Annotated in this window: 19 protein-coding genes and 1 riboswitch; of the genes, 11 read left to right on the forward strand and 8 right to left on the reverse strand. The window is 74.2% G+C overall.

Annotation, left to right across the window (positions count from 1 at the left end; genetic code table 11):
- Positions 1–78: 78 nt before the first annotated feature.
- The 4 genes from ACUW6W_RS02195 to ACUW6W_RS02210 all read left to right on the forward strand — a co-directional run bounded on the left by ACUW6W_RS02195 (position 79) and on the right by ACUW6W_RS02210 (position 7,687).
- Positions 79–3,723, forward strand: coding sequence for a proline dehydrogenase family protein (locus ACUW6W_RS02195; RefSeq protein WP_454179711.1), 3,645 nt, complete (start codon positions 79–81; stop codon positions 3,721–3,723).
- Positions 3,724–3,742: 19 nt separating this feature from the next.
- Entirely contained in the window at positions 3,743–4,324 is a 582-nt protein-coding gene (locus ACUW6W_RS02200; RefSeq protein ID WP_036316171.1) for an acyl-CoA thioesterase, read from the forward strand.
- A gap of 31 nt (positions 4,325–4,355) precedes the next feature.
- Positions 4,356–6,350, forward strand: coding sequence for an FMN-binding glutamate synthase family protein (locus ACUW6W_RS02205; protein WP_454179713.1), 1,995 nt, complete (start codon positions 4,356–4,358; stop codon positions 6,348–6,350).
- 116 nt (positions 6,351–6,466) lie between these two features.
- Positions 6,467–7,687, forward strand: coding sequence for an MFS transporter (locus ACUW6W_RS02210; protein ID WP_454179715.1), 1,221 nt, complete (start codon positions 6,467–6,469; stop codon positions 7,685–7,687).
- A gap of 209 nt (positions 7,688–7,896) precedes the next feature.
- Here ACUW6W_RS02210 and ACUW6W_RS02215 read toward each other — a convergent pair whose 3' ends face one another.
- On the reverse strand, positions 7,897–8,100 hold the full coding sequence (locus ACUW6W_RS02215; protein WP_020628179.1) for a cold-shock protein: 204 nt from the start codon (positions 8,098–8,100) through the stop codon (positions 7,897–7,899).
- Positions 8,101–8,338: 238 nt separating this feature from the next.
- Positions 8,339–8,863, reverse strand: a complete 525-nt coding sequence (locus ACUW6W_RS02220) for a flavin reductase family protein (protein ID WP_036338761.1) — start codon at positions 8,861–8,863, stop codon at positions 8,339–8,341.
- Positions 8,864–8,936: 73 nt separating this feature from the next.
- A riboswitch (SAM riboswitch) is annotated at positions 8,937–9,056 on the reverse strand.
- A gap of 194 nt (positions 9,057–9,250) precedes the next feature.
- Between ACUW6W_RS02220 and ACUW6W_RS02225 the strand changes: the two genes are divergently transcribed.
- A complete protein-coding gene (locus tag ACUW6W_RS02225; RefSeq protein ID WP_230956264.1) occupies positions 9,251–9,802 on the forward strand; it encodes a hypothetical protein in 552 nt (183 codons plus the stop codon).
- Between the two features lie 112 nt (positions 9,803–9,914).
- On the opposite strand, the gene ACUW6W_RS02230 is transcribed toward ACUW6W_RS02225, so the two are convergent.
- Together ACUW6W_RS02230 and hisD are read right to left on the reverse strand one after the other, a co-directional pair.
- Complete coding sequence (locus ACUW6W_RS02230; protein WP_002855797.1) at positions 9,915–10,283, reverse strand: RNA-binding S4 domain-containing protein; 369 nt, start codon at positions 10,281–10,283, stop codon at positions 9,915–9,917.
- A 10-nt stretch (positions 10,284–10,293) separates the two neighbouring features.
- Positions 10,294–11,610 carry a histidinol dehydrogenase gene (hisD, locus tag ACUW6W_RS02235; protein WP_454179717.1) on the reverse strand — a complete coding sequence of 439 codons (1,317 nt, stop codon included), beginning with the start codon at positions 11,608–11,610 and terminating at the stop codon, positions 10,294–10,296.
- A 136-nt stretch (positions 11,611–11,746) separates the two neighbouring features.
- On the opposite strand from hisD, the gene ACUW6W_RS02240 reads away from it, so the two are divergent.
- Positions 11,747–13,324 carry a mechanosensitive ion channel family protein gene (locus tag ACUW6W_RS02240; RefSeq protein ID WP_454179719.1) on the forward strand — a complete coding sequence of 526 codons (1,578 nt, stop codon included), beginning with the start codon at positions 11,747–11,749 and terminating at the stop codon, positions 13,322–13,324.
- A 16-nt stretch (positions 13,325–13,340) separates the two neighbouring features.
- Here the strand turns inward: ACUW6W_RS02240 and ACUW6W_RS02245 are convergent, their stop codons facing one another.
- The gene (locus ACUW6W_RS02245) at positions 13,341–13,877 is read right to left on the reverse strand and encodes a universal stress protein (RefSeq protein WP_020628186.1); all 537 of its coding nucleotides are present in this window, start codon (positions 13,875–13,877) and stop codon (positions 13,341–13,343) included.
- A 73-nt stretch (positions 13,878–13,950) separates the two neighbouring features.
- Positions 13,951–14,766, reverse strand: a complete 816-nt coding sequence (locus ACUW6W_RS02250) for an MBL fold metallo-hydrolase (protein ID WP_101967503.1) — start codon at positions 14,764–14,766, stop codon at positions 13,951–13,953.
- Positions 14,767–14,778: 12 nt separating this feature from the next.
- On the opposite strand from ACUW6W_RS02250, the gene ACUW6W_RS02255 reads away from it, so the two are divergent.
- From ACUW6W_RS02255 to ACUW6W_RS02275, 5 genes are all read left to right on the forward strand, one after another.
- Positions 14,779–15,930 (forward strand): glutathione S-transferase family protein, encoded by a 1,152-nt coding sequence (locus ACUW6W_RS02255; protein ID WP_454179721.1) that lies wholly within the window; start codon positions 14,779–14,781, stop codon positions 15,928–15,930.
- 202 nt (positions 15,931–16,132) lie between these two features.
- Positions 16,133–16,900, forward strand: coding sequence for a LamB/YcsF family protein (locus ACUW6W_RS02260; protein WP_454179722.1), 768 nt, complete (start codon positions 16,133–16,135; stop codon positions 16,898–16,900).
- A complete protein-coding gene (locus ACUW6W_RS02265; protein WP_454179723.1) occupies positions 16,897–18,657 on the forward strand; it encodes a 5-oxoprolinase subunit B/C family protein in 1,761 nt (586 codons plus the stop codon). Before ACUW6W_RS02260 ends, ACUW6W_RS02265 begins: the two co-directional genes overlap by 4 nt.
- Positions 18,654–20,429: an acetyl/propionyl/methylcrotonyl-CoA carboxylase subunit alpha gene (locus ACUW6W_RS02270; protein ID WP_454179724.1), complete on the forward strand. Its 1,776-nt coding sequence runs from the start codon at positions 18,654–18,656 to the stop codon at positions 20,427–20,429. Before ACUW6W_RS02265 ends, ACUW6W_RS02270 begins: the two co-directional genes overlap by 4 nt.
- Entirely contained in the window at positions 20,426–21,133 is a 708-nt protein-coding gene (locus tag ACUW6W_RS02275; RefSeq protein ID WP_002858329.1) for a GntR family transcriptional regulator, read from the forward strand. Before ACUW6W_RS02270 ends, ACUW6W_RS02275 begins: the two co-directional genes overlap by 4 nt.
- 22 nt (positions 21,134–21,155) lie before the next feature.
- On the opposite strand, the gene ACUW6W_RS02280 is transcribed toward ACUW6W_RS02275, so the two are convergent.
- Both ACUW6W_RS02280 and ACUW6W_RS02285 read right to left on the reverse strand, forming a co-directional pair.
- Positions 21,156–21,968, reverse strand: coding sequence for a putative hydro-lyase (locus ACUW6W_RS02280; protein WP_036339768.1), 813 nt, complete (start codon positions 21,966–21,968; stop codon positions 21,156–21,158).
- A complete protein-coding gene (locus tag ACUW6W_RS02285) occupies positions 21,961–23,244 on the reverse strand; it encodes an NRAMP family divalent metal transporter (protein ID WP_216880060.1) in 1,284 nt (427 codons plus the stop codon). Before ACUW6W_RS02285 ends, ACUW6W_RS02280 begins: the two co-directional genes overlap by 8 nt.
- Between the last annotated feature and the right edge of the window lie 143 nt (positions 23,245–23,387).

Raw genomic sequence — 23,387 nt, forward strand, 5'->3', positions numbered from 1 at the left:
ATGTCCATCGAGCATAGGCGTCTGACAGGAAGCCGCGGCGGTTTGACCTGTGACCCGGCCCACGTGCAGAGTGCGGCCATGACCGCGATGTTCTCCGCCCAGGACCACGACGATCTCGACCGGGTCCTCGGCGTGACCGGCGGGATCCCCGACCCCGCCGACCTGCACGCCCTCGCCGACGACGCCGTCGCGCAGGTGCGGCGCTGGCTCGCCGAGTCCCGCGACCATGAGGCCGACTTCGCGGCCCGCCAGCTGGCGGGCGCCCTGAAGGAGCCGGGCGGCCTCGACTTCATCGTGCGCTTCGTGGACCACGTGGTCCGCCCCGAGGACCCCGCGATCGCCGCCCGGTCGCTGCGGGAGCTCGCCGGCCGCGCCCCCGGCTTCCTGCCCCCGGCCCTGCGCGCCGTCCTCGGCGTCGGCGGCCGCGCGGCCCCGCTCGTGCCGCGCATCGCCGTCCCCACGGCCCGCCGCGTGCTGCGGCGCATGGTCTCCCACCTGATCGTCGACGCGCGGGACCGGCAGCTCGGCAAGGCCATCGCGGCCCTGCGCGACGAGCACACCCGGCTGAACATCAACCTGCTGGGCGAGGCGATCCTCGGTCAGGGCGAGGCGGACCGCCGACTCGAGGGCATCGCCGCGCTGATCCGCCGCGACGACGTCGACTACGTGTCCGTCAAGGTCTCCGCCGCCACCGCCCCGCACGCGCCCTACGCGTTCGACGAGGCCGTCGCGGACATCACCGAGCGGCTCACCCCGCTGTTCGAGCTCGCCCGGGACCGGGACACCTTCATCAACCTGGACATGGAGGAGTACCGCGACCTCGACCTCACGCTCAACGTGTTCACCGCCCTGCTCGAGCAGCCGGGCCTGCGCGACTACGAGGCCGGCATCGTGCTGCAGGCCTACCTGCCGGACGCGCTCGCGGCCATGGTGCGCCTGCAGGAGTGGGCCGCGCGCCGCGTCGCCGCCGGCGGCGCCCCGGTCAAGGTGCGCGTGGTCAAGGGCGCCAACCTGCCCATGGAGCGGATGCAGGCCTCCCTCACGGGCTGGCCGCTGGCCACGGTGGGCTCGAAGCAGGAGGCGGACACCAACTACAAGCGCGTGCTCAACTACGCGCTCACCCCGGAGCATCTGGCCCACGTGCGCATCGGCGTGGCCGGGCACAACCTCTTCGACGTCGCCCTCGCCCACCGGCTGATCGAGCACCGCGGCCTCGACCCGGCCGCGGTGGAGTTCGAGATGCTGCTCGGCATGGCCACCGGCCAGGCCGCCGCCGTCCGGGCCGACGTCGGCGCCCTGCTGCTCTACACGCCCGTGGTGCGGCCCGAGGAGTTCGACGTGGCGATCTCCTACCTCGTGCGCCGCCTCGAGGAGGGCGCCTCCCCGGAGAACTTCATGTCCGCCGTGTTCGACCTGGACGCGGACGCGGACCTGTTCGCCCGCGAGGAGGAGCGCTTCCGCGCCTCGCTGCGCCACCTGGACGCGGCCGTGCCCCGTCCGAACCGCCTCCAGGACCGGTCCCGCGGGGAGGACGGGCCGACCCCCGCCCCCGTGGACGGCTTCGCCAACACCCCGGACACGGACCCCGCGCTGCCCGGCAACCGGGAGTGGGCCCGCCGGATCCTCGCGGCCGTCCCGGGCTCGGACCTCGGGACGGACACCGTCCGCGCCCACCGCGCCACCACGGCCGACGACGCCCGCGCCGCCATCGCCGCCACCGCCGACCCCGGCGCCCGCTGGGGCGCGCTCACCGGCCACGAGCGCGCCGACGCGCTGGACGCCGTCGGACGGGCCCTGCACGCCGGCCGGGCCCGCCTGCTGGAGGTGGCCGCCGCCGAGACCGGCAAGACCCTGGACCAGGGCGACCCCGAGGTCTCCGAGGCCGTGGACTTCGCGCACTACTACGCGCGCCTGGCACGCGGCCTGGACGCGGTGGAGGGCGCCCGCGCCGTGCCCGTCCGCCTGACCCTGGTGATCCCGCCGTGGAACTTCCCCGTGGCCATCCCGGTCGGGGGCGTCCTCGCCGCGCTCGGGGCCGGCTCGCCCGTGGTGTTCAAGCCGGCCCCGCAGTCCGAGCGGACGGGCGCGGTCGCGTGGGAGCTGATCGTGGCCGGGCTGCGGGACTCGGGGCTGTTCGACGACGGCGGCCCGCTCGCCGGGCACGACCCCGCGGACCTCGTGCGCCTGGTGACGCTGGCGGACGAGGACGAGGCGGAGGTCGGCGCGGCGCTCGTGACCGACCCGGCCGTCGAGCGGCTCATCCTCACCGGCAGCTGGGACACCGCACGGCTGTTCAAGGGGATGCGCCCCGACCTGCACCTGCTCGCCGAGACCTCCGGCAAGAACGCCGTGATCGTGACCCCGTCCGCGGATCTGGACCTGGCCACGAAGGACGTGGTCCAGTCCGCGTTCGGTCACGCCGGCCAGAAGTGCTCGGCGTCCTCCCTCGTGGTGCTCGTCGGCTCCGTGGCCACCTCCGAGCGCTTCCACCGGCAGCTGCTGGACGCCGCCTCGTCCCTGCACGTGGCGCACCCCGCGGACCCGCGCGCCGAGATGGGCCCCGTGATCGAGGCCCCCGGCGAGAAGCTGCGCCGCGGGCTCACCGAGCTCGGCCCGGGGGAGCGGTGGGCCCTGCGCCCGCGGCAGCTGGACGAGACGGGTCGCCTGTGGAGCCCGGGCATCCGCTCCGGCGTACGCCCCGGCGCCGACGCCCACCTCACCGAGTACTTCGGCCCCGTGCTGGCCGTGATGACGGCCGAGACGCTCGAGGAGGCCATCGGGATCGTGAACGCCGTGGACTACGGCCTCACCTCCGGGCTGCACTCGCTGGACCGGGAGGAGATCGACGTGTGGCTGCGCGGCGTGCGCGCCGGCAACCTCTACGTGAACCGCGGCATCACCGGGGCCATCGTGCGCCGCCAGCCCTTCGGCGGCTGGAAGCGTTCCGTCGTCGGCCCCACCACGAAGGCCGGCGGGCCGCACTACCTGCACGGCCTCGTGGACTGGGAGGACGCGCCCACGTGGGCCGGGGGAGAGGGACGGCCCGGGGCCGAGGCCGACGGTGCGGGCGCATCCTGGCTCGAGACCGCCCGCGCCCTCGACACCCACGCGTGGACCACCGTGTTCGGGGTGGCCACGGACGTCTCCGCGCTCGAGGCCGAGCGGAACGTGCTGCGTCACGTCCCCACCCCGGTCCTCGTGCGCCGGCACTCGGGGCCCGCCGACCACCTGCTGCGCATCGTCTCCGCCGGCCTGCGCGCCGGGGCGCCCATGACCGTGAGCCTGCGCCCGACCCCCACCGCGGAGGGGCCCGACGCGGACGGGCTCTCGGCCGAGGCCGTGCGCGGCCGGGTGGAGGAGCTGGTCCGGTCCGTCCGCACGGAGGGTGCCGGCACGTCCGCGCCGGTGGACGTCGTCGTCGAGGACGACGCCGCGTTCCACGACCGCGCCCGGCGGCTGGCCCTCATCCCGCCCGCAGCGGAGGGCGGCGGCGACGCACGGATCCGGCTCGTCGCCGACTGGACCGGCGACCGGGAGGCGGCCGAGGCGGCGCGGCGCGCGCTGCACGCGGCGCTCGGCGACACCCCCGACGTGGCGGTCTACGCTGGCCCCGTGGTGAGCGCCGGCGAGGTGGAGCTGCTGCCGTTCCTGCACGAACAGGCCGTGTCCGTGACCGCCCACCGGTTCGGCACGCCGGACCATCTGACCGAGGGGGTCCTGTGACCCCGAGGAGGAACCTCCGATGCATCTGATCCCCCGCACGATCTGGGTCGTCGCCCGCGCCCGCCGCCGCCCGCGCGCCGGACTCTGGGAGCCGACGACGCTGCCGATGCGCGCCCTGCCCACGGACGTGGACATGGCCCTGCACGTCAACAACGGCCAGTACTTCGGGCTGTTCGACCTCGGCCGCTTCGACGCGATGGTCCGCACCGGCCTGTGGGACGAGATCCGCCGTCGCGGCTGGACGCCCGTGGTGCAGGCCGAGCAGATTGCGTTCCGCCGCTCGGTGACCCTGGGGCAGCGGTTCGACGTGGAGACGCGGATGATCGGCCTGGATGAGCGCGCAGTGTGGTTCGAGCAGCGCGTGGTGGTCGACGGCGACGTCGCGGTGCGCGCGTACATCTGCACGCGCCTGCGCAAGAAGGACGGCCGCCCCGTGGAGAACGACGAGGTCCGGGCGATCGCGGCGGCGGCCGGCCACGACCTCGCGGGGGAGCCGACGCTGCCGGAGTGGCTGCACGAGTGGCGGCGCAGCGTGGCCCTGCCGTCGGCCCGGACGCCCCTGCCCCACACGTGGGACCTCGACACAGTGCGGCGAGGATGAACGTTCGAGTGATATAGGGCACGATGGTCGGGTGAACAACAGACTCCTGATCGTCGCGACCCTCTCGCTGGCCGCGCTCGTCGTCGTGCTGGTGGCCGCCATCGGCGGCGGCGCGTGGTGGGTGCTGGCGGTGCTCCTGGTGGCGCTGCTCGTGCTCGCCGTGTGGGACATGACCCAGAAGCGGCACGCGATCCTCCGCAACTACCCCGTGCTCGGCCACATGCGGTACCTGCTGGAGTCGATCCGCCCCGAGATCCAGCAGTACTTCATCGAGCGCAACTTCGACGGCAAGCCGTTCGACCGGGACACCCGCTCGATCGTCTACGCCCGTGCGAAGGGACTGGACAGCCACAAGGCGTTCGGCACCGAGCGGGACACCTCGGAGATCGGCTACGAGTTCCTGTTGCACTCCACCGCCCCGGTCAACCCGCCGGAGGAGCCCCCCACGGTGCGGATCGGCGGCCCGGACTGCCGCCAGCCCGTGGACATCTCGCTGATGAACATCTCGTCCATGTCCTTCGGCTCCCTCTCCGCCAACGCCGTGGTCGCCATGAACAAGGGCGCCGGCCTGGGGGGGTTCATCCACGAGACCGGCGAGGGCGGCCTCACCAAGTACCACCGCGGCAACGGCGCGGACCTGTTCTGGGAGATCGGCTCCGGCTACTTCGGCTGCCGCAACGAGGACGGCACCTTCAGCCCGGAGAAGTTCGCCGAGAAGGCGGTGCTGCCCGAGGTCAAGGGCATCACCATCAAGATCTCCCAGGGCGCGAAGCCTGGCCTGGGCGGCATGCTGCCCAAGGAGAAGATCTCCCCCGAGATCGCCGAGGCCCGCGAGATCCCGATGGACAAGGACTGCCTGTCCCCGGCGTCCCACTCCGCGTTCCGCACCCCGCGCGAGATGGTCAAGTTCATCGAGCAGCTCCGTGAGCTCTCGGACGGCAAGCCGATCGGCATCAAGTTCTGCGTGGGCTCCCGCGTGGACGTGCTGGCCATGACCAAGGCCATCTGGGAGGAGCGGATCGCCCCCGACTTCATCATCGTGGACGGCTCCGAGGGCGGCACCGGCGCCGCCCCGCTCGAGTACTCGGACCGCGTGGGCACCCCGCTGACCGAGGGCCTCATGCTCGTGCACAACGCGCTCGTGGGCACCGGCCTGCGCCACATGATCAAGCTCGGCGCGGCCGGCAAGGTCGCCACCGGTTCGGACATCGTCAGGCGTCTGATCCAGGGCGCGGACTTCACCATGTCCGCCCGCGCGATGATGATGGCCACCGGGTGCATCCAGGCGCAGAAGTGCCACACGAACGAGTGCCCCGTGGGGGTGGCCACGCAGGACCCGCGTCTGATGCGCGCCCTCGACGTGGAGGACAAGGGCAACCGCGTCTTCAACTACCACCGCCTGACCGTGCGCGAGGCCGTGCAGATCATGGCGTCCATGGGTCTGACGCATCCGTCCCAGCTGAACACCCGCATGCTGCGCCGACGCGTGGACCACCTGAGCACCCGCTCGTACGCGTCCATCTACCACTGGCTGCGCACGGACGAGCTGCTCAACGACCCGCCTGCCGGCTGGGCCATGGACTGGGAGGAGGCGGACGCGGACCACTTCGGCGAGCACGCCCGCGTGGACTACCTCACCGAGCGCGACCCCGAGTGGCGCTCCGAGCTGCTGATCCCGGGCCGCGAGGCGGGCGGCGCCCCCGTGCAGGGCTCCCCCATCTCCGGGACGGGCTCCACGCTGGTCGACGCCCGGCGGACCGAGTCCGTGCCGCTGACCACGTCGCCGATGCCGCGCGTCAGCTCCCTGGGTGAGGGCGAGTCGCTGTCCTCGCACGGCGGCCGTCGTCAGGCCTCGCAGGACCCGGCACCCGCCGCCACCGCGGGCGAGACGCCCACCGACGAGAACGAGGGCCTGCCGGCGGAGGCCGGCGAGCGGCCCGAGCGCCAGGACGGCGAGGAGGTCACCCAGCGCGGGACCACCGGCCGCGTGGAGGGTGAGCACCGCGGCGAGGGCCGCGTCGGCTGACCTGTCCCCGCAGTCACCCCCGCTTTCGAGGCGGGAAATCCACCTCACACGACGCCCCCGGGCGCCCATGAAATAGATTTCCCGCCTCGTCGCGTGAGGGGTCGTAGCCTGGGGCCGTGACCCCGCCCGCCCCCGCCGCTCGCCGCCCCTCCGCGGCCCTGCTGTGGGTGCTGCTGGCGGCCATGGGCGCCGGCCCCCTGTTCAACTACGGCGTCTCCGCCTCCTCCACGGTCGTGATGGAGCGGCTCGACGTCACCTCGGGCCAGCTCGGCACCGTGATGACGGTCGTGTTCGCGGCGGCCGCCGTCACCTCCCTCGGCCTCGGCCGGGTCGCCGACCGCCTGTCCGCCCGCGCGCAGCTGAGCATCATCTTCGGCGGCACCGCCGCGGCGCTCGTGCTCGGCGCCGTCGCCCCGTCCCTGCCCGTGCTGTACGCGGCGGCCGCCGTGGCGGGCGTCACGCAGGCCATTTCCAACCCCACCACGAACCGGATCATCCGGACCGTGGTGCCGCCGGAGAGGCGCATCGGGTGGGTCGGGGTGAAGCAGTCCGGCGTGCAGGCGGCCCAGCTGGTCGGCGGCCTGTTCTTCCCGGCCGCGTCCCTCGCCCTCGGCTGGACGGGCGCCGCGCTGGGGGCCGCGGTGCTCATCGGGGCGCTCTGGGTGCTCGCCCTGGTCGTCGCCCCGCCGCTGCCCGGGGCGCCGCCGCCGGCCACCGGCCCCGTCGGCGGGCGACGACGGCGGGACACCTCGCCCCTGCCGGCCACGGTCTGGTTCTTCGCGGCGATCGCGTTCCTCACCGGCCTGGGCATGCAGGCCACGAACACGTACCTGCCGCTGTTCGCGGTCGAGACGCTGGGAATGACGCTCGTGGCCGGCGGCGCCGCGGCGGCCGTGTCCGGGGTGGTGGGGGTGCTCTCCCGGATCGGGTGGAGCCGGCGGATGAGTGCCGGAGACCGGCCCACCACCCTGCTGGCCGTGATCTGCCTGGGTGCGGTGGCCGGCGTCGTGGTGTTCCTCGCCGCGGACCTGCTGGACCTGCCGGCCCTGCTGTGGGTGGGCGCCGCGGTGCACGGCCTGACGGTGCTGGGCGCCAACGTGGTGATCAACGCGGGCCTGTTGAGCGAGGTGCCGGCCGAGCGGCTGGGCCGTGCGACCGGGGCGAACTCGATGGGCATGTACGCCGGTTTCGCCCTGGGCCCGCTGCTGATGGGCGTGCTGCGCGACGTCACGGGCGACTACCGGGCCGGCTTCGCGGTCGTCGCGGCCGGGTATCTGCTGGCCCTGGGCGTGGTGCTGCTGTTGCGTCGCCACGTGGGTCGGCGGGGCGCGGCCTGACGCGCAGGGCCAGGACGAGGCCCACCCCGGAGGACCGCGCCTCAGCGACATCACCGCAGTGCAGCCCTGCGGTGGTGTCGCAGCGCCGCGGTCGAACGGGCGTACGGCGGAGTGCGGCGCAGTGCGCGGCGGGGCGTGCGGAAGCGCACACGACGACGCCCCCGGTCCGTGTGGACCGGGGGCGTCGGAAGCCGTGCGTCAGGCGAAGATCAGAGCTTCGTCACGTTGGCGGCCTGGAGGCCCTTGGGGCCGTCCTGGGTCTCGAACTCGACGCGGTCGTTCTCCTGGAGCTCCTTGAAGCCCCCGCCCTGGATGGCGGAGAAGTGCACGAACACGTCCGCGGAGTTGTCCTCGGGGGCGATGAAGCCGTAGCCCTTCTCAGCGTTGAACCACTTGACAGTACCGACAGCCATGATGGTGTCCTTTCGATGTGCCCCCGCGGTGCGGTGGCGGTGTTGGACCGCGGCCCGGATGTGGGACGCGGGTGAAGCGGCGAGACTGAACCGCTTGCCCAACACTCATCGACGCCGGCGATGCCGGGCTGACGAGCAGTGAAGATGGCGGGATACAGCTTGATCAACTTCAGGCTCCATCATTGCACGGATCTCGCCGACCGGGAACCAGGGGCCCGATTGTTCACCTGGAGTTCGCTCAGAGCGCGCGCAGGCCGTGGAAGAGATTGCGGTGCAGGGCGGCCGGGGGAGCGGCGTCCGTGTGATCCGCCAAGGCCGTCACCTCCAGCAGCACCACCGTGTGGTCGCCCGCCGGGACCTCGGCGTGCACCCGCGTCTCGAGCCAGAGCGAGGAGCCCCCGATCAGCAGGGCGTCGTGCGGGCTGCGGTGCACGTCGAGACCGGCGAAGCGGTCGCCCTCGCGGGAGGCCAGCTGACGGCACAGCGGCGTCTGGTCCGCCGCGAGCAGGGAGACGCCGATCGCCCCGGCCCGGCGCAGGCGCGGCCAGGTGCGGGAGCTGTTCTGCGCGGAGAAGGACACGAGGGCCGGCTCCCAGGAGATGCCCACGCCGAAGGAGGAGGACACCATCACCTCGGGGACGTCGTCGGCGAGGCCCGCCAGCGCGACGACCCCGGTGGGGAAGGCCGAGAGGCCGGAGCGGAGGTTGCCGAGGGACAGGTCGGTGTCCCACGCGGCGGTGTGGGGTTCGTGGGTCAGGGTCATGGCGCGCGTCCTCTTCCGATGACTGACGCGGCTCCGCAGACGGCGGGAACGCGGATCGCCCGGATCCGCGGAGACGCGGTACTTGCCCGTCGGGGTGTCCGAGGGGCCGAATCATCACCTGGAGCACCCCACTACTGCGTGAGAGGGTTGCCGTCCCGCCGGCCAGGGCCGTGAATGACGGGAACTCGTGATTCTGGGCACCAGCCTACGGAGGGGTCCGTGGGGCGGTCAAAGCGCGGCGGTCGCGCGGCGTCATCCGAGCTGCCGATGTGATGCTTGACACACCGCGCATCCCCAGCCAGGATCATCTCACTCGAGAGGGGGGAGCTCGAGACCGCAGCCCGCGGCCCCCGCAGTCGGTTCTCCGAGAGGGACCGGATCATGCGGATGGACATCGAGAAGAAGCCTGCGGCATTGCCGGCCGCCGTGGTCGTCGCGGCTCTCCTCGGTACCGCCATCTCGGGATGCTCCGCGTCCCCGGGCAGCGTCTCCTCCACCGCCAAGGCATCCACCGTTGTGGCGTCCTCCGTCACCGCGACGTCAGCGGCCCCCTCTGCAACCCGGTCGGCCTCCGCCACCGGTTCGTCCGCGTCGTCACCCGCCGGCGAAGAAGCACTCCCCGCCGCGCTGTTCGAGGAGGACGGGATGACGTTGGTCGAGTACACGCGCCGGCATCCGGATGCGGACCATCTCGACCCGGAGAAGGAGTCCGTCCTGGAGGAGGCGGTCGGGACGGGCACACAGCAGATCACCGTGGACGCCCAACAGGGTGCGGTCCTTCGGGTCATCGTGCTGTGTCCTTCGGATGCCACCGGTGAGACGGAGATCCTGACCTCACGGAGTGGCGGGGGAACGAAGACCTGGATGGCCGGGTCGGAGGCGCTGTGCGGCGGCTGGTCGGCGGCGACTCCCCCCCCGTGGATGAGGCGGGGCCGATGACGTTCACCGCCACGGTGGACAACGACAAGCCGTTCCGGATGGTGCTGACCGCACCCTCCGCATGAGGCCGCCATCACGACGGCGGATGACGGCGCGGGGAGGACTGAGTCGCTCAGCGTCGGTCGCGGCCGCGCAGCGCGTCCAGCTGCCGGCGGTCACGCTTGGTGGGCCGGCCCGCGCCGCGCTCGCGGTACGGCACCGCGAGCAGCTCACGCGGCACGGGCGGCGGGGAGTGGTCCACATACTGCTGCCGGGCCACGGGGGCACCCACCCGCTTGGCGATCAGCCCCGTGACCTCGAGGATCCGCTCACGTCCGTCCTGGCGCACCCGCACCCGGTTCCCGACGACGACGGGCGTCGCCGCCTTCACGGGCTCGCCGTCGATGCGCACGTGGCCCGCGCGCACGGCCGCCGTGGCCGCCGACCGGGTCTTGTACAGCCGCACGGCCCACAGCCACGCGTCGATGCGGACGCCGCTCACGCCCGCCCCCTCACGCGAAGCGGGCGCGGATCGCGGCGCCGTGCGCGGGCAGGCGCTCGTCCTCGGCCAGCACGCCGATCCCGTCCGCGACCTCCTCGAGCCCGGTCTCCGTGTAGCGGATGCGCTGCTGCAGGCGCAGGAACGTCACGGTGTTCAGACCGGAGGAGTGCCGGGCCGTCCCCGAGGTGGGGAGCACATGGTTGGACCCGGCCGAGTAGTCGCCCAGCGGCACGGGGGCGTACGGGCCCACGAACACGGCGCCAGCGTTGCGGATGCGCCCCACGAGGGCCTCGGGGTCGCGCGTCTGGATCTCGAGGTGTTCGGTGGCGTAGCGGTCGGAGACCTCCACGGCCTGGTCCATGTCCCGCACCAGCAGCACGCCGGACTGGGGGCCGGTGAGGGCCTCGCGGATCTGATCCTCGTGGAACGCCCCGGGCACCTGCGCCTCGATCGCCGCCTGCACGTCCCGGAGCAGGTCCTCGGAATCGGTGATGAGCACGGAGGCGGCCAGCGGGTCGTGCTCGGACTGGCTGATCAGGTCCGCGGCCACCCAGTCGGCGCGGGCGGTGCCGTCCGCGATCACGGCGATCTCGCTCGGCCCGGCCTCGGCGTCCACGCCGATCACGCCCTGCAGGGCGCGCTTCGCGGCGGCCACGTACACGTTGCCGGGCCCCGTCACCAGGTCGACGGGCGCGCAGAGCCACCCGCCGTCGTCGTCCTGGACGCCGTGCGCCAGCATGGCCACGGCCTGGGCGCCGCCGGCCGCGTAGACCTCGTCCACGCCGAGCAGCGCGCACGCGGCGAGCACGGTGGGGTGGGGCAGGCCGCCGTGGTCCCGCTGCGGGGGTGAGGTCACCGCGAGGCTCCCCACGCCGGCGGCCTGCGCGGGCACCACGTTCATCACCACCGAGGAGGGGTACACGGCGCGGCCGCCGGGCACGTACAGGCCCACGCGGCCCACGGGGATCCAGTGGTTCTCCACGACGGCGCCCTCGCCGAGCTCGACCGTGGAGTCCTGGGGGTGCTGGGCGGCGTGCACGAGCCGGGCCCGGCGGATCGACTCCTCCAGGGCGGCACGCACCCGCGGGTCGAGCCCGGCCAGGGCGGCCTCGAGCGCCTCCCCGGGCACGCGCAGGGCGGGCGGACGGACGCCGTCGAACCGCTCGGCCAGGTCCAGCAGGGTCTGCTCACCGCCGTGGCGGACCTGCTCGATGATCGGGGCGATCACCGGCACCACGGAGGACACGTCCACGTTCGCCCGCGGGATGATGCGGGACAGGTCCGCGGTGGCGGTGTCGAGCGGGCGCAGGTCGATGACGGAGAGCACGGATTCCTCCAGGGGGGGGCGGCGGCGGGCCGGCGGGACGGGGCGCGACGACGGCCGGGCCCGGACCGCGCGGACGGTCAGGCTCCATTGTGCTCTTCTCCGGGGTGCGTCCGGGGGCGGGTGTCAGACTGTCGTCATGGTCTTCCCCGCGCTGCCCGCCCTCGCGACCCCGCCCCTGCTGACCGCCCTGGACCGCCTCCTGGCGGGCGAGACCGTGCCGTCCGGGGTGGAGGGGGACATCCAGGACGGGGCGGCCGCCACCACCCGGGCCTTCGGCGTGGAATGGGGGACGCTGCTGACCGTGCTGATGGCGTTCGCGATCGGCGCGGCGGTCGTGTACCTGGCCCTGCAGGTGGCACGCGTCGTGCTCGTGCGCCGCCCCGCGTTCCAGCACGGCGCCGCACGGCTGAGCCTGCCGGCCGCCGTCGCCGCCGGCCTGCTGGCCTCCCGGATCTGGCTCGGGGTCATGGCCGAGGAGCAGGCCTGGTACCGGCCGGCGTCGTTCCTGATGCTCATCGCCGTGGCCGCCGCGGGCGCGTGGGCCGCGTGGCGCCTGGTCGGCGTGATCGAGGCGGGGATCCTCGGCCGCTACCAGGAGACCGGCGTCGAGCACCGCCGCGAGCGACGCATCCGCACGCAGACCATCCTGATCCGGCGCATCCTCAACGCGGTGATCGTGGTGGTGGCCGTCGCCGTGGTCCTGCTGGGGGTGCCCGAGGTGCGCTCGCTCGGGACCGGCCTGCTCGCCTCCGCCGGTGTGATCTCGGTGATCGCCGGCCTGGCCGTGCAGTCCACGCTGACCAACGTGTTCGCGGGCTTCCAGCTCGCCTTCACGGACGCGATCCGGGTGGGCGACGTGGTGGACATGGAGGGCGTGTTCGGCACCGTCGAGGAGATCACCCTGTCCAACGTGGTGCTCAAGCTCTGGGACGGCCGCCGCATGGTCTACCCGTCCTCGCACTTCACCACCCAGCCGTTCGAGAACTGGACGCGGGTGGGCGCCGAGGTCTCCGGCGTCGTGGAGCTGGACGTGGACTGGCGCGTGCCCGTGGACGCGCTGCGCGCACGACTCACCCAGCTGCTCGAGTCCACGGACCTGTGGGACGGACGCGAGCACGCGCTGCAGGTGACCGACGCGACCGGCGGCGTCGTGCGCATCCGCGCCGTGGTCTCCGCCCGCAACTCCGGCGACCTCTGGGACCTGCGCTGCCTCGTGCGCGAGGACCTCGTGGCCTTCCTGCGCCACGAGCACCCCGAGGGCATCGTGGTGCAGCGCATGGTGGACCGGCACCCCGCCCACGACGACGCGGCGCCCGCCTCCGAGGGCTCCGACGCGGCGGCCCGCGGTGGCGACCGGACGGGCGAGCCGGGCCCGGACGGCTCCGGGGTGGCGGCCCGCGAGCCGCGCCCGCGCACCGCGCCGCTGCCGCGCGTCGACGGCGCCGATCCGCGCCCGGACACCCTCACCACACCGCTGACCAGCGTGGGCGACCACTCCGGCCTGTACACCGGCTCGATGACGGCGGTGCAGCGCAACCGCGAACTCGCCGGCCCGGGCGAGGAGGCGTTCGCCGAGCGGCGCGCGCAGCAGGCCAAGCAGGCGGCGGAGGCCGCGGCGGCGGACGAGGCCGGGCGGCGCAGCGGCACCGGCTCCCAGGCGGCCGGCCCCCTCGACGACGCCGTCACGCGCCGCCGTCAGGACGACGAGGACTGAGGCCCGGCGGGAGCGCTCAGCGCTCGAGCGTCGGGTCCCCGGGATCGACGGGCGTGAGCCGACGCCGCTCGGCCATCGGCTCGGACGCGGGCAGGCCGTGGGTGCCCGGGTCCGTCTCGGCGACGTGGCTCACGGCCTCGGGCGTGTGGTCCCCGTACTGCCGGTACTCCTTCACGCACAGCACCGGCTGATCGATCTCCTGCAGCAGCTCGTCCGAGACCGATCCCATGACGAACCTGCCGAAGCCGCCGCGGCGGCGCACGCCGATGACCACGATGGACGGGTCCAGCTCCGCGGCCACGTCCTTCATCTCCTCCACCGTGGACCGGCCACGCGCGTACTGACGGAACTCGGCCGTCACGCCGGATGCGTCCAACCGGGCCTGCACGCCGCGCTGCTGCTCCTCCGTGACGAGGGACTTGGTGCGGTGCTCGCCGCCGGGGCCCGCATTGACCACCACCACGTGCTCGCCGGTGGAGCGGGCGATGTCCAGGGCAGTGTCCAGAGCGGCGTCCGCGGCCTTCGAGGGGGCGTAGCCGACGAGGATGGTCATGGGGTGCCTCCGCGGGGTCGAGGGGACGGGTCTGAGGTCAGCGTAGTGCGGACCGGGCCCGCGGCGGAGGGGCTCAGCCCTCGCGCAGGTGGCGCAGGTGCGCGGCCACCGTCTGGACGGCCACGCGGGCCACGGTGCCGGTGAGGCCGGGGTAGATGCGCGGGGCCAGGTCCTCGGGTGTGATCGTCGCCGCCTCGGTCTCGGGCAGCGCGGCCAGGGCGGCGCGGATCTGCTCCAGGCGGCCCTCGCGGTGGTGCCGGTAGTCGCGGGCGACGACGTCCAGCGGCTCCGGCACGGGCCCGTGCGCAGGCAGCACCGTGAGCGGGCCCGCCGCCTCGAGGCGGCGCAGGCTGGCCAGGTAGTCGGTGAGGGTGCCGTCCGGGTGGTCGAGCATGGTGGTGCCCGAGCCGAGGATGGTGTCGCCCGTGATGACCGCGCCGTGCGCGCCCGCGTCCGGGACGGCGAACGAGTAGGAGTCCGAGGTGTGGCCCGGGGTGTGCCACGCCAGCACCGGGGTGCCGGCGACGTCGATCCGCTCGTCCGGCGTCAGGACGGCGGCCCCGCCGCGGCACCAGTCCGGGTCCGCGGCGCGCACGGGCGCGCCCGTGGCCGCGTGGAACGCGTCCACCCCGCCGGTGTGGTCGGCGTGCCGGTGCGTCACCAGGATGAGCGCGATCCGGCGCCCCTCGGCCGCCGCACGCACGCGCTCGAGGTGGGCGGCGACGTCGTCCTCCGGGCCCGGGTCCACCACGACGGCCGCGTCCGAGTCCGGTGCGGCGACCACGTACGTGTTGGTGCCCGCGAGGGTCATCGGGGAGGGGTTCTGGGCGGTCACGCAGCGCACCAGCGGGGCGGGCGTGGGGCCGGGCGTGGCGGTGGTCGTCGTCATAGGCTCGAGTGTATGGAGAACCAGCAGACCGGCCAGGCCGCGGACCGCGGCACCATCGACACGCGCGAGGGGCTCACGGGCAACTACGTGCAGTCCGGGGCGGAGTTCACGCGGGACACGAACTACATCGCGGACCGGATCGTGGCGGATCCGGAGGCCGTGCGGGCCCTGCCCGTGGCCGAGCCGTCCACGGTCGGCCGCGTGGGCGGCGGGCTCACCGAGGGGGCCGAGGCGTGGCCCGTCGAGGCGGGCCGCTACCGGCTCGTGGCGGCGCGGGCGTGCCCGTGGGCGAACCGGACGATCATCGTGCGGCGCCTGCTCGGCCTGGAGGACGCGATCTCGCTGGGCACCCCGGGGCCGACCCACGACGAGCGGTCCTGGACCTTCGACCTCGACGAGGGCGGGAAGGACCCCGTGCTGGGCACCGAGCGGCTCCAGGAGAACTACTTCACGCGGTTCCCGGACTACCCGCGGGGCATCACGGTGCCGGCGATCGTGGACGTGCCGACGGGCGGCGTCGTGACCAACGACTACCCGCAGATCACCCTCGACCTCTCGACGGAGTGGACCGCGTTCCACCGCGACGGCGCCCCGCAGCTGATCCCCGACGCCGGGCCGGAGCGGGACGAGATGTTCGAGGTGATCGAGCGCGTGTTCACCGAGGTGAACAACGGCGTGTACCGGTGCGGCTTCGCGGGGTCCCAGGAGGCGTACGACGCCGCGTACGAGCGGCTGTGGACCGCGATGGACTGGCTCGAGGAGCGCCTGACGACGCGCCGCTTCCTGATGGGGGAGCGGATCACCGAGGCCGACGTACGGCTGTTCACCACGCTGGTGCGGTTCGACCCCGTGTACCACGGGCACTTCAAGTGCAACCGGAACAAGCTGACCGAGATGCCGGCGCTGTGGGGCTACGCGCGCGACCTGTTCCAGACCCCGGGCTTCGGCGACACGATCGACTTCGTGCAGATCAAGGAGCACTACTACGTGGTGCACGAGGACATCAACCCGACGGGCATCGTGCCCGCCGGCCCGGAGCTGGCGAGCTGGCTGAGCGAGCACGGGCGTGAGGCGTTCGGCGGGGACCCGTGGGGCGGCGGCACCGCACCCGGGCCCGTGCGCGAGGGCGAGCGCGTGGACCCGGAGCACACGCCGCTGCGGTGAGGCCGCTCGGCCCGGCCCGCAACGCGGGTTGAGTTATCGCGGGTCCGGGGCTCGGACACCCGCGACAACTCAACCCGCGTTGGGGTGTGCGGCGCGGGTGGGCGCCAGGAGGACGCGCCGAGGATTGTTGAACAATCCCCCCTCATGCCTCAAGATTGTGTGACCGGCACCTCAGCCGGGCCCGATCCGAGAGGACTGCACTGTGTCTCACGCGCCGCAGATCGACCTGAACTCCGACGTCGGCGAGTCCTTCGGCTCGTGGACGATGGGGGACGACGCCGCCATCATGCCCTCCGTCTCCTCTGCCAACGTCGCGTGCGGCTTCCACGCGGGCGATCCCTCGGGGATCGCCCAGACCTGCCGTGACGCGGTCGCCGCCGGCGTCACGATCGGCGCGCACGTCGGCTACCGCGACCTCGCCGGATTCGGCCGCCGCTTCCTGGACTGCACGCCCACCGAGCTGGCCGATGACGTCCTCTACCAGATCGGCGCCCTCGACGCGCTCGCCCGCGCGGCCGGCGGCCAGGTCCGCTACGTGAAGCCGCACGGCGCCCTCTACAACACGATCGTCCGTCACGAGGCGCACGCCCAGGCCGTCGTCGACGGCGTCAAGGCGTTCGGCTCCGACCTCCCGTTGCTGCTCCTGCCCGGCTCCGTCGCCCTGGACAAGGCGGCCGCCGCGGGGTTGCGCGGCGTCGCCGAGGCCTTCGCGGACCGCGGCTACAACCCGGACGGCACGCTCGTCTCCCGCCGCGAGCCCGGTGCGGTCCTCCACGACGAGGACGACGTCGCCGCCCGCATGGTGCGCCTGGCCACCGAGGGCGTCGTCGCGGCGGTGGACGGCACGGACGTGCGCGTCGACGCCGAGAGCATCTGCTTGCACGGCGACACACCCGGCGCCGTCGCCATGGCCGCGGCCGTGCGCCGCGCGCTCGAGGGCGCGGGCGTGTCCATCAGGGCCTTCGCATGAGCGCCCCACATCACCCCGCCGCCGAGCCGCCGGCCCGCCCGATCCGCTGGGTCGGCACCCAGGGCTTCCTCGTCGAGTGCGCCTCGCTCGAGGACGTCATGGCCGTCCACGCCCACCTCACGGCCCACCCGGAGCGCGGCCAGCGCCAGGTCATGGCCGCCGCCGCGACCGTCCTGGTGACCTTCACCTCGCAGGCCGCCGCCGAGCACGCCGCACCGCGGGTCAGCACCCTCACCCCGGACGCCGGTGAGCTGACGGGGGGTCGGATCGTCGAGATCCCCGTGGTCTACGACGGTGAGGACCTCGCCGAGGTCGGCCGGCTCACCGGGCTCGGCGTCGACGGCGTCATCCGGGCCCACAGCGAGGCCGACTGGTTCGCCGCGTTCGGCGGCTTCGCGCCGGGGTTCATGTACTGCGCCTCCGAGGCGGCCCCGTTCGAGGCGCCCCGTCGCAGCTCGCCCCGCACGGCCGTCCCGGCGGGCGCCGTCGCCGTCGCCGGGGCCTTCTCCGCCGTCTACCCGCGCACCTCGCCCGGCGGCTGGCAGCTCCTCGGGCACACCACCGCGGCCCTGTGGGACCTCGGCCGCGAGCAGCCCGCCCTGCTGCAGCCCGGCGACCGTGTCCGCTACGTCCCCGTGCGCCCGACGGCGTCCGTCACCTCCGGCGCGGACGCGGCGGTCGACGCCACCCCGCCCGCCGACGCCGCGGCCGGCCTCCCGTCCGTGGCCGGCCGCCGCGGCGTCACCGTCGTGGACCCGGGGCTCCTGACCCTGGTCCAGGACCTGGGCCGCCCGGGCCTGGGCGACCTCGGCGTCGTCGCGTCCGGCGCGGCCGATCGGGACGCGGCGCGCCAGGCGAACCGGCTCGTGGGCAACCGCTCACGCGAGGCGGTGCTGGAGACCGTCCTGGGCGGCCTCACCCTCACCGCGCACGGCCACCAGGTGATGGCCCTGGCCGGCGCCGAGGCCGGCGGGACGATCACCGCGGCCGACGGCGCCACGCGCCGGGTGCCCGCCCGCACGCCGTTCGTCGTGCTGGACGGCCAGACGCTGACGGTGGACGAGCCGGTCGGCGGCCTGCGCGTGTACGTGGGCCTCCGGGGCGGGATCGACGTGCCGCCCGTGCTCGGCAGCCGCTCGACCGACACCCTGTCCGGGCTCGGCCCCGCCCCGCTGACGGCGGGGGACCGCCTCGCCCGCCGCGTCGGCCCGGATGCGAGGGGCGCCGCCGGCGCCTCCGCCGCGAGCCCGACCGCCGCCGGCGCCCCCGCCTCGGCGGAGGCCGGCGTCGCGACGGTGGGGGACCCGGAGACCTCGCTGCGCCCCATGCCCGCGCCCGGCCAGGTGGCCGTGCTGCGCGTGGTCCCCGGCCCCCGCGACGACTGGTTCGGCGAGGCGGGCCTGGAGCGCCTGTTCACGCAGGACTGGGACGTGAGCCAGCAGACCGACCGGATCGGCGTGCGCCTCACGGCCCCCGACGACGGCGCGCCGCTCGAGCGCGTGCGGGAGGGCGAGCTGAAGTCCGAGGGCGCCGTGCGCGGCGCGCTGCAGGTGCCGCCCTCGGGTGAGCCCGTCCTGTTCCTCTCCGACCATCCGGTCACCGGCGGCTACCCGGTGATCGGCGTCGTGGCCCGCGCGGACCTCAGCCTGGCGGCCCAGCTGCCGCCGGGCGCCCGCGTCCGCTTCGTCCCCCATCCCCGCCCCGGCGCCGAGACCGTCGTCGACTCCGCATCGCCCTCCGAGGAGACCCCCGCATGACCACCACCCCCGCCGCCCGCCCCGTCACGCGGGTGCTCATCGCCAACCGCGGCGAGATCGCCGTGCGCGTGGCCCGCGCCGCCCGCGACCACGGCATCGCCTCGATCGCCGTCTACTCGGATCCGGACGCCGACGCCCTGCACGTGGCCGTCGCGGACGAGGCCTTCCACCTGCCGGGCGCGTCCTCGGCGGACACCTACCTGAAGATCGACGCGGTCCTCGACGTCGCCCGCCGCGCCGGCGCCGACGCCGTGCACCCGGGCTACGGCTTCCTCTCCGAGAACGCCGACTTCGCGCAGGCCGTGATCGACGCCGGGATGACCTGGATCGGCCCGTCGCCGGACGCCATCCGCGCCCTCGGCGACAAGATCACCGCCCGCTCCCTCGCCCAGCAGGCGGGCGCCCCGCTCGTGCCGGGTTCGGACGGCCCCGTGCCGGACGCCGCCGCCGCGCGCGCGTTCGCCGAGGAGCACGGCCTGCCGATCGCCATCAAGGCGGCCTTCGGCGGCGGCGGCCGCGGCATCCGCGTGGTGCGTGAGCTCGGCGACGTCGAGGACGCGTTCGAGGCGACCGTCCGCGAGGCCGTGGCCGCGTTCGGCCGCGGCGAGTGCTTCGTGGAGCGCTTCCTGGACCGCCCCCGCCACGTGGAGGCCCAGGTCCTCGCCGACGAGCACGGCCACGTGGCCGTGCTCGGCACCCGCGACTGCTCCCTGCAGCGCCGCAACCAGAAGCTCGTGGAGGAGGCCCCGGCGCCGTTCCTCACGGACGAGCAGCGCGAGCGCATCCACACCTCCGCCCGCGAGATCTGCCGCGCCGCCGGGTACACCGGGGCCGGCACGGTCGAGTACCTCGTGGCCCCGGACGGCCTCATCAGCTTCCTGGAGGTCAACACCCGCCTGCAGGTGGAGCACCCCGTGACCGAGGAGGTCTTCGGCGTGGACCTGGTGCGCGAGCAGTTCCGCATCGCCGCCGGCGAGCCGCTGAGCATCCCCGAGGACCCGACCCCGCGCGGCCACGCCCTCGAGTTCCGACTCAACGCCGAGGACCCGGCGTACGGCTTCCTGCCCGTGCCCGGCCCGATCGACGCGTTCGAGGCCCCCACCGGCCCCGGGGTCCGCATGGACTCGGGCGTCCGCACCGGCTCCGTGGTGCCGGGCGAGTACGACTCCCTGCTCGCCAAGCTCATCGTGTGGGGCGAGGACCGCGCCCAGGCCGTCGCCCGCGCCCGCGACGCCCTGGCCGAGCTGCGCATCGACGGCGTGCCCACCGTGGTGCCGTTCCACCGCGCCGTGCTCGAGCAGGACGCCTTCACCTCGGGGGACCGCCTCGGCGTCTACACCACGTGGATCGAGTCCGAGTTCGCCGAGCCGCTGGCCGAGTCCCCCTACCTGGGCGCCGAGGTGCCCGCCGGCGGCCGCACCGCCGTCACCGTCGAGCTGGACGGCCGCGCCGTGCGCCTGGGCCTGCCCGCCGATCTCTACGCGGCCCTCCTCGGAGGCGGCGGCGCGGGTGCCGCGGCTCCGGCCGACGCCGCGGGCGCCGGGAAGGCCGACGACGACGGCGCCGTGGCCTCGCCGGTCACCGGCACCCTGGCCTCGTGGAAGGTCGAGGACGGCGCCGAGGTGGCCGAGGGTGACACGGTCGCGATCGTGGAGGCGATGAAGATGGAGACGCCGATCCGTGCCCCGCGTGCGGGCCGGATCCAGCTCCTCGTGGCCGAGACCCCGGCCTCGGTGACGCGCGGCCAGGCGATCGCCCGGCTGGGGGCGTGACGGTGCCGGCGCGCGGCGGTGTCACCGGGGAAGGCCTCGCGCCCGGCGTCGGCGGCGGGGAGTCCGCCCCGGCTCCGGCCCCCGTGGCCGCGGCCGCACAGCTGCGGCAGCGGATCGCGGCGGCCGGGCTCGTGCCGGGGGAGCGGCTGGGAGAGGTGGCGCTGGCCGCCGAGCTCCAGGTCAGCCGCAACAGCCTGCGCGAGGCGTTCACCATGCTGGCCTCGGAGGGCCTCGTGGAGCGCCGGCCGCACCGCGGGGTGTTCGTGGCGGCGCCCGGTCCGGAGGACGTGCGCGGGCTGTACCGCACGCGTCGGGTGATCCAGCTCGGCGCCCTCGAACACGGCGAGCTCACCCCCGGCGCGGCCCGCCAGCTGCGCTGTGCCCAGGACCTGCTCTCGGGCGGCCCGGACACCCCCGCGCGGGTCCTGGGCGACGCCAACCATCGCGTCCACGTCGGCATCGTGGACCTGGCCGGCGCCCCCGAGCTCACGCGGCTCATGGCGTCGGTGCAGGCCCGCGTGCGCCTGGCGTTCCATCCCATGGACGAGCAGACGCGCCTGCACGTGCAGTTCGCGGACCGCAACCGGTGGATCGTGGAGCGGCTGCTGGCCGGCGACCTCCCCGCGGTGCACGCCATGTTCGGCGACTACCTGGACGAGGCGGAGCAGTTCGTCCTGGCGCACCTCGCCGCCGTGGGGGACTGACCGCCTCCCCGGGCCCCGACGGTCACGGGACCTGGAACATCCGGTCCGGCAGGTCCGTGATGAGCATGTGCCCGGGCGCGTGCGTGATGGCCAGCGGCGGGCGGGACTCCATGATCGCCGCCTGCGGCGTCACCCCGCACGCCCAGAACACGGGCAGGTGGCCCTGCGGGACCTCGACGGCGTCGCCGAAGTCCGGTGCCGACAGGTCCGTGATCCCGAGGCCGGCCGGGTCGCCCACGTGCACGGGCGCGCCGTGCACCGCGGGGTAGCGGGAGGTGATGCGCACGGCGTCGGCCACGCGGTCGGCGGGGAGGGGGCGCATCGAGACCACGAGCGGGCCCGAGAGGCGGCCCGCCGAGGCGCAGCGCCGCGTGGTGCGGTACATCGGCACGTTCACGCCGGCGTCCTGGTGGGCCATCCGGATGCCCTCGGCCACCAGGGCGGACTCGAAGGTGAACGAGCAGCCGATCACGAACGTCACGAGGTCGTCCCGCCACACGTCGAGCAGATCCGTGGGGCGGTCCGTCTCGACGCCGTCGCGGTACACCACGTACTGCGGCACGTCCGTGCGGACGTCGCCGTCCAGTGCGGGGCCGTTGACCTCGCCGGCCTCGAACACGCCGAGCAGCGGCAGGGCCTGGGGGTTGCGCTGGGCGAAGAGCAGGACGTCGTAGGCGTGGTCCTGCGGGATCGAGACGAGGTTCGCCTGCGCGTAGCCGTCGGCGATCCCCGACGTCGGCCGCACGAGCCCCGCGCGGAAGCGCTCGCGGGCCTGCGCGGGGGTCGTGGCGCCGTCCAGCGGCGGCAGCGGCGTCGTCGTGGTCATCTCAGGCACCGGTGATCATCTCGACCATGGGGAGGAACCCGCGCACCGCGATGAACACGGAGACGATCCACGCGAGCGCGCCGATCACGAGCAGCCACCCGGGGTAGCGGTAGCCGTGCAGCAGGTCGCGGCGGCGCCAGGCCACGTACAGGAGGGCGGCGAAGCCGACCGGCAGGATCATGCCGTTGAACGCGCCGGCGAACACGAGCAGCGTCTGCGGTGCCTGGCGCAGCGCCAGGTAGAGGGCGGTGCAGACCACGATGAAGGCGACCGTCAGCAGGTTGCGGGTGCGGGCGCTGGTGGTGGAGCGGGTGACGAAGCTGATCGAGGTGTACGACGCACCGATCACGGAGGTGACGGCGGCAGCCCACAGGACGATGCCGAACATGCGCAGGCCGATGTCGCCGGCGGCGGCCTGGAAGGCGGAGGCGGCCAAGTTGTCCTTGGACAGCACCGCCCCCGAGGCGACGACGCCGAGGATCGCCAGGAACAGGAGGGCGCGCATCAGGCCGGTCACGAGGATCGAGGCCACGGAGCTGCGGGTGATGTCCTGGACGTCGTCCACGCCCTTCACTCCGGAGTCGATCATGCGGTGGGCGCCCGCGTAGGTGATGTAGCCGCCGATGGTGCCGCCCACGAGGGTGACGATCACGAAGAAGTCGACCTCCTCCGGCATCACGGACTGGCGCAGGGCCTCGCCCACGGGCGGGGCGGAGGTGATGGCCACGTACAGCATCAGCAGGATCATGACGGCGCCGAGCGCCACCACGATCCGGTCCAGGGCCACACCGGCGCGCTTGGAGAGGAAGATCAGCAGCGCGATGAGCGCGGAGACGGCGCCGCCGATCAGGGGGTCGACGCCGAGCATGGCGTTCGCGCCGAGGCCGGTGCCGGCGATGTTGCCGATGTTGAAGACCATGCCGCCGAGGAACACGAGCGCGGCGAGGACCCAGCCGAGGCCGGGCAGGACGCGGTTCGCCAGCTCCTGGGCGCGCATGCCGGAGACGCCGATGACGCGCCACACGTTCATCTGGACGGCGACGTCGATGAGGATCGAGACCAGGATGGCGAACGCGAACGCGGCGCCCATCTGGACGGTGAACGTGGCGGTCTGCGTGATGAAGCCGGGGCCGATGGCCGAGGTGGCCATGAGGAACATGGCGCCGAGCAGTGCGGTGCGCCGGGTGGCGCTCGCGGCGCGGGAGTCGGTCTTCGGCGCGGTGCCCGAGGGGGTCGAGCCGTCCGGTCCGGCGTGGGGGATGTCTGCGTGGGACACGGTGGTCACCTTCGTCGAGGGCGCCAGGCGAGGTGACGGGCGTCACGAGGCGCTGGGGAGACGGTAGCTGTTGTTGAACAATCCTGGCAACAGCACCAGCGAGTCTCGTGGCATCCCCGTCCGAAGGAACGCCTCACCTGCCTGGCGCACCC

This window comes from Micrococcus sp. 093350064-1 (genome assembly GCF_053627955.1).